Raw genomic sequence first — 11,001 nt, 5'->3', positions numbered from 1 at the left:
TCGTAAAAGTGTACTTTTACGAACGCTTTTAATTTTCGGAATTAGATTTCTATCCTTTTAAGAAATGAGTATAGTTGAATAATTAGCTCTGTTAAAGTAAAAAATCATAAAGGGGAGAGGTAAGGAAATTGAGGAAAGAGATTGATGGTGCTGAGATAATTAAATTTACAAGAACCAAACATTTTGATTTTGTTGAATGTGAAGATAATAAAAATGAGCAAATAACTGTTTTACCAATTTGTAATTATGAACAGAAAAATGCATATTATTTGTTTGCTTGCTTGTGATGAACAGCTTAACGTGTTAGGTGATACTCTCCATTACACTATTGAGGAAGCAATGAATTTCGCGAAAGAATATTATGACCAAGAAGAGAAAGATTGGCAAGATTTTTAACATAATGAACTTTTCGGTTCAAAATCTAAATTACAAAAAATTAGGTTTACATATTAACACTTATAGAAAGTTGCTTGTATAAAAATGGAGAGAAGAAGCTAATCAAAACCTCTCTTCTCTCCATTTTCTTCTGTAGCATTTTATATTTACAGTGCTTAAGCAATATTAAAGTTTTAAGCACAATATGGACATTAGTTTCCTTAATAATTCTTTGATAGTAAAAAACTAAAATATTTTGATGGGTTTCTACATTGAGTAACAATTCTAAGAACGCACAAAAAAGCACGGCTCTAAGAGTGCAATAATCAGCCCTTAACAATTTTATAACCAAGCCGCTCTACAATAGTTTGATAAAGATTTTTGATTGTTTGATAATCGTATTCCTCAAAAGAGGTATGATCTTTTTCCAAAACTATATTACTTATTAATGGAAGGTCCTCAAAAGGAGCAATACAACCATGAAGTTTATTTTTTTTATCCTTCCAATGGTTCTTGTGGATGTTATTATACCGGTCCCACCCCCGTATATAATGAAAAGCATTCCAACGCTGATGTTCAACTACCGCTAAGTCATGAAGCACAGAATTAATCTGTTGTCCAAACACTTCGGGAGTGATTTCCACATCATCAGGCTTTAGTTTTTTTACAGGTTTATAACCTGCTAATACAATTTTTGTCAAAGCATGAGAAACTTGCTTCCGATTAGATTCTTTACTGAAATCGTCTAACATATCCCACTTAGACGGTACGCCTTTTCCTTTTTCTTTAATGTAATTTCCATGCACCATTTTAGCTGCTTGGTCCATTTGTTCATTGACAAAGTACTGGCTACTTAAGATATGATTCTTATCCCCAAAACAAATGATATTTTTAAACTCATTATTATCAATATGAAGCCAGTTACTGATAAGTGCTTCATTTGAAATCTTTATATAGATAGGTGTTTCCGGAAACTTCTTTGCCAGATCCATTCCTAGGGTAATATTGGTCGAATCGTCCGGTAAACTAATAATTATGTGAGTAGCCTGTGTAAATGATGTTTCATACAAAACATCAGACTCCAATTCAAAATCTTGAAATTTTAACTCAGCTATGTGAGATGTCTTGTTATATCTTTTATTGAAATGCCGCTCTTTTTTAGATGCTTCTTGATCAAGAATGGTGGCTTGTAATTTGTTTCTGTTTAGGAAATGTGCACGTTCCAAGGCTTCTATAAAGATAGACTTACCTATATCATCAAAACCAATAATTGCTAAATGAAATGGTGGTCCGTTGACATCACGAGCCCGTTCTTCATAACCTTGGTATAAAGGATTATCATCCCAAAATTTTTCAGCAACAAGTCTGTACGAATTAATGATACGAACCGGAATATAATCTTTTAAGAAAGTTGGTACTGTGTCATTTTCTCTGTTTTCGGCCTTGATTTTAGCTACATATTTATCGAAAATATCGAAGGAACCCTGATGGGTTAAATGAAGATAAATTTTTAAGTTCGGAAATTTACTCATTGATTGCTCTTTAAAAAAATTTTCTTTTAAAGAAATTAGTTCATCTAAATTTTTTGTGTCGTTTTCATGGAAAATCAGATAATAGGCAGCTCGTTTTAAGCGACTTTTTCTAAAGCTTTTTCCGTTATTGCCATTGTGTGGTAAGACAATGACGCCAAGTCCTTCCAAGTAGTGCTTATCATTTTCTGAAATTTCTTCTGTAACCACTACGATACTTTTTCTTTCACTTATTAAATTTTCAATCAAAATTTTCGTATCCTTATGGAAACCATAAATGACATAATGGTTACCAAATAATTGGTACCAAAATAATCGAAAAGATTGACCAAATAGCTTCTTGGCTATTGTGAAGAGCGCATACAAGGTATATAAGGCTGCAGACCAACGTGCAATTTCAATTGACAGTGGATAAGATGAAAACCATCCAGCATTTTGAACAACCACAGTATCCGTATTAAAGAAGAATAAACGGATACTGTAATATAGGGCATCTAGAAAACTAATATGTAGTCCCGGAGATGTATAGTTCATAAATCCATAAACACCTGTGGAGACAGCTAATAAAATTAGCTGTAGTTGAAATGTGTAGATAGGAATAAACCAAATTAAAATAGAGGCAAAAAATATGTTTATGAGTAATATAAATAACAGCGGGAAAGAAAAAGTTTCAAATTGATAATAAGCGATTGAGAGTAACAGGGCCATTATTATACTAAAGATTTCAAACTTGATTACTCTACGTCTAATCTCATTCACATAATTCCCCCTTTTTTAAAATGATAAAATCATTTAGTTCTTTCAATGGTGTAACCCATTGAAAGAATAGTTTTTAACGTTTCCATGGCGGTATATCGATCATAATCCTTTTCTTCTTCAGTAAGATTATTATAGGGAACAAGATTTGGATGCTCTTTTTTTACGTCATCTCGCTTCGGACCATACCTCCAACCTTGCTGGACTCGTTGTGAAGACCATATTTCATGAATGTTCTCAGCTAACATCTCTTGTAAATTTTGAATTTCTTCGGGAAGTTTTATTTTTGATGTATCCACGGGTTTCGGGTGATATGAGTACAAAATCATTCTCCTTTCCATATCTTTTTTCAACATATATTCTTTTTTTTTTGACTTATTGTAAATTTTGTTGCTCGATGAGACAGAATATACTATGCCTCCCATGCCTTTACTATAAATTTCTTTATTTACTGTTGTATTTAAATTACTGCCATCTTAAAAACGATTGGATAATTGCACTTCCGGAAAATAGCATTAGAGTCATTCCATACAAAAATAGAGAACCAGGCTGATCCGTTGCAATATCATAAACAAATAATGAAGAGGATATAATAAATAAAAGAATTAAACCAATTCTTATAACTTGGTCAAATCTTTTTTTCCTCTCAGATTTCTTTACATAATGAATCTTTACAGTCCTCTTATCAATAGCACGAGAAACAAAAAACATTATTAAAAGAAATAAAATCGGTAATATAATCAAAACAATCTCAAAAATCACGATTCCTAAGATAATAAAAATTATAGCAATGAAACAGAATGTCATGAGAATATTTCGGAGAAAAAAAGTGAGATAAACCATAGTGTCCTCTCTTTCTATATATCTTTACTATTGGAAAAAATTACATTATTATAAAAACATACTAGCCAGGGGAGGTGATTAATTGCATACCCACATAGTTTATTATCGAAGTGTACATTTTTTATTCATTATAATTACCTTTTTGATTTTCCCGTTATTTGCTACATCCCTTCTATTTTTCTATAACACTCATTTGATTTATCAATTTTTATCTATCGAAAAAATCTTGGTGTTGTATCCCTTGTTTATAGTAAGTACCTTTTTTAGTGGGAAACTTTATGCCCTTCGAAAAGAAAGAGGTCCGACTAGGTGGAATCAATTTTTATTCATCGGCTTACTTACAATTTTCATTATTCTTCCGACAACTATAGGTTACTCGATAACGAAAAATTATGGTGAAATCTTGAAAGACGATATACCAGTACAGATGGAAGGATCAATAACGCATTTAGCTACTATAAACGAAAAATATCTAGGTGTGTTTGGACATGGTTTTTACGGGCAATTACCGTCCAATTCACCTGAAAAGATAAATCGGTACGCAATAGAATTTAAGGTTAACCAACAAGCCTTCCAAACTGCCTATTTTGCTAGTAGATCTGAATATATAAAAACAATCAATCGTATGAAAGAATTGAAGAATCAACCAGTTATTATTACGTATTTACCAAATACGAAACAAATTATGCGAATCGAAGAGAATGTTGTTTTGCCTGGTGAACCCCTTTATGAAAATCATATTTTTTTTAGCAAGAAACAATAGGTTGCCTGCTCATTAAGGACAATCTATTGCTTTTTTTGTGTGGTTAAGTGACCAATAAATACCTTTTTTCCCGAATTTTATCTCCGGTAAGTACATATAATTCATCATTTTCCCATCTCAGGCCATATACTCCTTCAACCACATAGCCGTCGACACTTCTAGCTGGTTGTTCCAGCATTAGCACAGTCACCCAAACTCCGTAGGAGAATGCTATTTTGTTCTGTTCCTCATTCCATGAGACTAACAATTGGAATGGGAACATGCGGATATATTGTTCTAAGTCACTTGTATTTCCTTGTTCTAGTAAAAGGTCTTCTAAAAATTGAATTCGAGAAACTGGTGATGTCAGAACCTGTTTATAATAGTTGTGGTGCGTTTTCAGTTCTCTTTCATCAATAATCTTAAATTTAGATTGTATATCGGTAGTGCTTGAATTAACCAAAACGCATTCGTAATTTGTACCAATGATGGTCATCCAAGTATCATCGGGGCTCCAGGTCACTGAATGTATCAGGCTAGTGCTTTTTCCCTGTAGGATTAACTTTGGGTTCGAATTCCTTAGTACCTCGAATACACAAAAAACATGACGATTGCAGATAGTAAAATACCTGCCACTATTGCTCCAGCTTGCAGTAATATGTGATGTGCCCTCAACATCCAGTGGCCATCGCTGGTTCCAATTTTCATCAAAATCGATTAACTCCACCGTTCCCTCACAATCGAGGAGAAGGAGCTGTTTTTTAGTAGATGACCAACTACCACTAAGGATTCCTCCATCCCTCTTAATTGTCATTTTAAGCTTACCTTTTGAGTCCATAACCCAAGCTTTTTGAGTAGTTCCATAGAAAACAAGGGCATCATCATAGGACCAATCTACATATATAATGGGTCCTGTTTTATATGGTCTAAATTGGGTAACCGTATTTTTATTAATATCAGAAATCTGTAAAAATCCTCCTAGATGTCCTGAAGTAATATAGTTGAATTTAGAAGATATATTTACGGATGAAACCTTGTAATCCCAAAAATTGATGCTATTTTGTGTTCTCTCTGAAATACTTTTTGAAAGAGAAGAACGAAAAAGCCAATCTATTAAATTGGGTGCCACGTCGTTAAAAATTCCAGAAACTACAGGGGTTACTACCCAGCCAATACTTTCATTAAGCATCTTGATTTTCATTTCTTCATGATTGATGCTGATTTCGGTGAGGTCCCAAATTAAAATTCTTCCATTTAGAGTCATCACAACTAATAAGCCATTATAAACATCAGCATATTGGTGGAGTTGGAAATGTTGATGATCTTCCAAATAGTGAGTATAGCCTTCTATATCCCATACCTTTAAATGATGGTCATAAAAAACTGAGAAAACAAGATTTCCCTTAATTAGGTGATTTCCTTTAGGTAGTGAGACGGTGTTGTTAACACGAATTCCAAGAGCAGTATCCCAAACAGTTAGACCATGATCTTGGCTTGCGTATAACAAGTCCGATTCATGATTAAAAGATAAGGATCTAAACTTTGCTGTATGTATAGCAGGTGTGGCATTTTGATATTCTGAATAAAGGACTTGCGTGTCACTATTTTTCTCTGCATCCCAAAGGTGAATCCTTTCGTTGCTATACCATATTGCTAAAAGAAGTTTGGTTGGATGCCACTGTAGCTTCACTACACTCCTTCCTTTAGAGGGAATGTATTTTTTTTGACCGTTTTTAAAGTTTATCAACCATATAGTTCCTTCTTCATCTCCTACAGCTACATAATTTCTTTTAGGATGAAGGGATGTATGCAGAGGATTCTTCTTAAATTGTTGCTCACATTGAACCTCATAAGAGTTTAAATCAAAAATTCTTAACCCATTTGCTCCAATAATGGCACCAATAAAAGAGTCATAAGCAAGATCAAGGTCGATTAGATTTCCAATTTGCGGATGAAATTGATATACTTCTTCACCAGTTTGAATATCCCATATTTTAACGACATCATCACTCATTACTAATAAGTGTTCTTTATTAGGATGAAACCGACAGATTAAGCTCTCTTTATCTCCGCTATCAAAAGCATGAATCAATCGATTTTCATAACTAGACGATTCATAAGATTTTAAGTAGGGGACTCCTCGTTCTTCATGCCAGCGAGTAGCCTCCAAAAAAGCAAATGACGAGTGAGGCATTTGCAGAGCGAACAACTTTAGTCGATTAGGATGTTGAAGAAGTAAGGTATGTCTAACACGACAAAACCTTTCTATGTCCTGAACTCTTTCAACTGCCAGGCCTTGCTCTTTCATCAATTGTTTTAATAAGAAAAAATCATTTAACAAATCTTGTGAGAGCAAACTTGCTATTTTACCTTGTATAAAGTCAAGGTTTAATAATAAACTTTCAAACCGCTCGGCATTTTTCAACTGATAAAGCTGAAACGGCATCTCAATCGCTTTTCTTCTATGGGGCAGTGTTTGCTGCTCGTCTAAAAAAATAGGTTTACGATCAAAATAATCAGCTAAGCGTTGATGAAAATCGACTGTTAAATAACTTTCTTTCACTCGAGATTCCAATTGACGATGATAAAAGCTATAAACTAGGGATCCATTCTCCATTTTCTCGATAAGGTAAGGTTCTATATCATTTAATAAACGCACCCATATGACAGGAGGCAGATGATTCTCCATGAATTCATGTTTTGCTCGTTTTCGAAAATCATTCATAACTTCTTCTGTATCAGACAAAAGTTCAAGCAGTTCTGTTTCCTCTAACCCGTTCTTAGAAGCCGCAATAAAACCAAGAACATGGCTTACCAATTGAAAGCCATGGTTAGAATTATCTGATATCCGTTTTAGGAACTGTCCAATGAGTTCTGAGATGGATGGTTGAATTACCACCTCCTTTGTGTAGGATTTCCAAAGTTTCGATTCTTCAAAAGCGAGTTTTAAAAATAGCGGGAGCGGACATTTTTCAAAAGCTTCCATCACGACTTGGAATTGATCTGCTTGAAGAGTTCTAGATTGTTCAGTCAGCCATTCTTCTAGAAGCTTTCTTCCTTCATTTACTTCTAATGGTCCAATATGAAAAAGGTTTCCCTTAGGAACTAATCCTTCAATAAGCGAAAAAGCAGGGCGGTCAACAGCAACTGTAATAATACAATGCACATGTTCTGGCAATTTTACTGAGAACCATTTAGGGAAGAGGTGATTGTCTGATAAATGGTCTACCCCATCAATTAGAAGGTAGTATGGCTTTTCTTTCGAAGCATTATTAAAAGCTTCTATCATCAGTTGGAGTATTTCGTCAATTTCAGTAAGTGCAAAAATTTCTTTCTCCTGGTCAGGTGTTAATTCAATAAGAACCGATTCTAATAATTCCTTTATATTTGTACCAAAAGCAGAAGCTCCTATAAAGCGCTGAACAACAATCCCCTGACTATGCTTAGAATTTAAGCGATTATATAGTTCGGCCATAAACGCGGTTTTTCCAGTACCAGATTCTCCAAAGATAACAAGTGGCGAATCGGCTTTAGGTATAGCTTCTTCAATTTGAGAAAACAAGTTGTCTCTCCCGATAAAGTTACGAGCTCTCTCAAATCCAAATTTTTGATGCCTTTCTTTTTCTACTTCCCTAATGCTCTTTTCTTCTATAGTAAGACATTCTTTCTCAATCACGGGCTTTAATTGATTGATCACATCTTGACAGAATGAGATTAAATAAGAAGTATCAATATCGGTTCCGTTCCAATTCACAGAATATTGTTTGATATTCTCTCCAGGTAAAAACGAGCGAATTTTTTCTTTTAGTTGGTCTAATTGACGTTCAGCAAAAATGTCTAGCTTTCCATCTGAAGTGATATCTTGAAAATCAGCTTCAAGAAAATCTGAAGAGAGATTTCGGATTTCTCGGAAAAATGCAAAAACATGATCTTTGGCATCCTCTTGTCGAAAAGCACCTGCTTGAATCTCATGCTCGGTGGCAGAAATTAAGTACCGTCCTACTTCGCTTTCTTGTAAAGAAAGTGAAGAAATAGCATGATCAAATAACAGCCTTAAAGACATCTCAATGATGTTCCATTCATTAAAATCAGAATATTTTCCTTGGCGAGGTTGCAAGCAATAAGAAATAGGAAGTCGATTGTAATCCTCTTTATACCATTCTTGTAACAAATGATAGCCTTCAAGATCGATAGATTTATAGTAATGAATAATTTTATCGAATTCATGCTTTGTGATTTCAGCCGGAATTGGACGCCAACCATAACGATTTCCCAGTAATATTAAAAAATTTGGTCTTGGAGAGAGTTCTTTACACCGTTGCAGCTCATTTAAACAAATTTCTAGTGTTTTGTGATCAAGCTGAGCTTCCTCACTGACTCCCCAGCGTAAATCAATAGCTTGAAACTTAGCCCCATATGACTCGCACAATCTTTGTAATTCAGGGAAAACATGGCGTTGTAGAACGGTTCTTTCATGCTTTAAATCCGAGAATGTCGAACTAACAAATATTCGAAAGATTTTACTTGATCTTGGCATGCTCATCCCTCACTTTAATTTCCTCATTTTGAGCCTCAACGATAAAATATTTATAAAATAAACCGTTAAGGACTATAACACAAAGATTGGTTAATATTAAAAACTGCCCAATCGAAGGGAAGTTCGTATTTAAATTCCTTTCAAGTTGATTATTCCATTCAGGATTAATAACCGTAATCAAAGCTCCAATTACCAGCCAAAAACAAGCAATCGAAAAAGCATATAACGCTAACTTTCTTTCTTTATAATAATTGTCAAAAGGTTGACTCATAAATAAATATCCACAAAGGATATATAGAAAAGGAACGGCCCACTCCATCGGCATATGGCCTGAGGGAGTGCGTAAGAGTAAGACGATTGCACCAATTGAAAAACTACTGTATAGCAGAGGGCAAATAAGCGTAAATAAAAATATTATAGGATAGGTATACCAACCAGCTGCTCTTGCAAAGATGTAAGAATTAACTATCTGTAAAGCCTTATAGACAAAAAAGAAGAAGAACAACACATAGAATATGTGTGGTAAATAATCGAGATCCATCAATTTTCATCCTTTCCACTTTTCCTATTTTCATAATCAGAAAGAATCCTAGATAGAACGAATTCCGATGAGTCCAATAGGGAGTGATTCTCTGGATCACGATAACTTCGCACGTAAATAACAGCACTTCTGGCTATCGTTCGAAATGTTTCGCCTTTCTTATTCACAATGTCGAGGTCCATTCCAGATTCAATAAGGTTTCTTGAAATTCTATCAACAAGCCAATTCTTACTATTTTTTTCATCATCCACACTAGTAAGATTATCAAATGGCTTTGTAGAAACCGTATATAAGAAAAGGTGCCCCGGAGTATTTCCGTGTATATCTTTTAAATTCGGATCCATTCCTGCTTCTAGTAAATCCGAAATTAAAGATTCATCCATTTGTATCACAGCATAATGGAGCAAGCTTTTTCCCGAATCATCTCTTACTTCATCCAAATTACCGCTATAATATTCAGAAAATATTTTAAATACATTAAAATTTCCTGCCAATATAGCTTCTTGCAGAGGTAGGTTATTTCGGATTCCTCCCTTTTTAAGAAAAAGCTGCTCTACTGGTTGATTTACTAAAAAAGCAGCAATATCTGCTGTTCCATATACTGCCGTGTAATGGAGAATGTTTGAATTCTGAATATCCACTTCGTTTAAATTGTTTTCATCCTTTACTAATTCCTTTACCATTTGTAAATCTTGATAGTAAATTGCTTTCATTAAATCATTTTGCCCGAAAGAATTTATATTGTTTTTATAAGGAAATAGAGGGTTACAACCTGTTAAAAACAAAAGTAAGAAAAAAACCATGTAACATTTTTTCAACTTTCTTCCTCCTTTTGCAATATGATTGACGCACTACTTTTTACCCATATTTATAAAATATTAGATAAATTAATTTTATAGATGTAGATGTGTATAGTAAAGAATAACTTTCATTCCATAAGAAGTTTGAAAGTCCATAGTAGGCCTCAGTGCCGATGAAAAACAAGCCATTATGGAAATAATCATAATATCCTTCGGACGTAAATACATTGTCTTTATTCATTCATAGCAAGATTATCATTTCTGCTTGCATCGTTGCACGATTTGAGAAATAGACTATACTCAGCGCACTATCGACGATGAAAATCCATTTGGCGACTTACAACTCGCCATTGATTCCATTACGTCCGTGAATATTTTGGACTAAATGAAAAGGTATTTGAATTTCACTATTTATCTATGTAGCATAATAAATAGGTCAAATAGAATGGAGTGGATTAATAAGTATTACTATTTCTTTCAGATATTTGTTCGCAAAATATTAATTTAACGAAGAAATATGAACTTAATATAGTTAACATATGAGATATTATCGGAAGTAATCCACTAAATCTCCCATAATTGAAAAGAGAAAAGACGGTGCTATAGGTCATGTAAATGACTATTAGGCACCGTTCTTACTTTATACAAAGCATTTTATTCATTTCTTCTAATAATTCTTACATACCTGACATTAGTAAACCCGTAAATTTAGAATCATAAAAGCTGAGAATACAAGCCGGATTTCGTGTCGTACCACGCCAGTTTACCGTGTGTTTGATCAGCAGTACCTGGCGCAAAATCAAAAGGGATAGTCAAAACCACGGAGGCAAGCGTAGTTTCCTGCAGTGATTTTGCTGTTTCCTGTATACTGAAACCGT

7 protein-coding genes are annotated in these 11,001 nt (G+C 34.1%); 2 read left to right on the top strand and 5 right to left on the bottom strand.

The window, feature by feature from the left end:
• Positions 1–128 precede the first annotated feature (128 nt).
• Positions 129–287, top strand: a complete 159-nt coding sequence (locus KW93_RS17485) for a hypothetical protein (RefSeq protein ID WP_161787041.1) — start codon at positions 129–131, stop codon at positions 285–287.
• A 414-nt stretch (positions 288–701) separates the two neighbouring features.
• On the opposite strand, the gene KW93_RS10535 is transcribed toward KW93_RS17485, so the two are convergent.
• Positions 702–2,663, bottom strand: a complete 1,962-nt coding sequence (locus KW93_RS10535; protein ID WP_033542966.1) for a hypothetical protein — start codon at positions 2,661–2,663, stop codon at positions 702–704.
• A 29-nt stretch (positions 2,664–2,692) separates the two neighbouring features.
• Positions 2,693–3,013: a RyR domain-containing protein gene (locus tag KW93_RS10530; protein WP_235318401.1), complete on the bottom strand. Its 321-nt coding sequence runs from the start codon at positions 3,011–3,013 to the stop codon at positions 2,693–2,695.
• Between the two features lie 572 nt (positions 3,014–3,585).
• On the opposite strand from KW93_RS10530, the gene KW93_RS10520 reads away from it, so the two are divergent.
• Positions 3,586–4,266 (top strand): hypothetical protein, encoded by a 681-nt coding sequence (locus KW93_RS10520; RefSeq protein ID WP_033542964.1) that lies wholly within the window; start codon positions 3,586–3,588, stop codon positions 4,264–4,266.
• Positions 4,267–4,309: 43 nt separating this feature from the next.
• Here the strand turns inward: KW93_RS10520 and KW93_RS10515 are convergent, their stop codons facing one another.
• The 3 genes from KW93_RS10515 to KW93_RS10505 are packed head-to-tail and all read right to left on the bottom strand — an operon-like array spanning position 4,310 to position 10,141.
• On the bottom strand, positions 4,310–8,782 hold the full coding sequence (locus tag KW93_RS10515) for a DUF4062 domain-containing protein (RefSeq protein ID WP_033542963.1): 4,473 nt from the start codon (positions 8,780–8,782) through the stop codon (positions 4,310–4,312).
• Positions 8,766–9,323 carry a hypothetical protein gene (locus KW93_RS10510; RefSeq protein WP_033542962.1) on the bottom strand — a complete coding sequence of 186 codons (558 nt, stop codon included), beginning with the start codon at positions 9,321–9,323 and terminating at the stop codon, positions 8,766–8,768. Before KW93_RS10510 ends, KW93_RS10515 begins: the two co-directional genes overlap by 17 nt.
• On the bottom strand, positions 9,323–10,141 hold the full coding sequence (locus KW93_RS10505; RefSeq protein ID WP_033542961.1) for an ankyrin repeat domain-containing protein: 819 nt from the start codon (positions 10,139–10,141) through the stop codon (positions 9,323–9,325). Before KW93_RS10505 ends, KW93_RS10510 begins: the two co-directional genes overlap by 1 nt.
• Positions 10,142–11,001 lie beyond the last annotated feature (860 nt).

It is taken from the genome of Planococcus sp. CAU13 (assembly GCF_000775575.1).
Classification (GTDB): Bacteria; Bacillota; Bacilli; order Bacillales_A; family Planococcaceae; genus Planococcus.
This window is presented reverse-complemented; position numbering and strand designations above follow the sequence as displayed.

What these genes read in the sequence shown, in the direction of transcription:
- KW93_RS10510 (WP_033542962.1), bottom strand. Translation starts at nt 9,323, where the DNA reads ATGGATCTCGATTATTTACCACACATATTCTATGTGTTGTTCTTCTTC.
- KW93_RS10515 (WP_033542963.1), bottom strand. Translation starts at nt 8,782, where the DNA reads ATGCCAAGATCAAGTAAAATCTTTCGAATATTTGTTAGTTCGACATTC.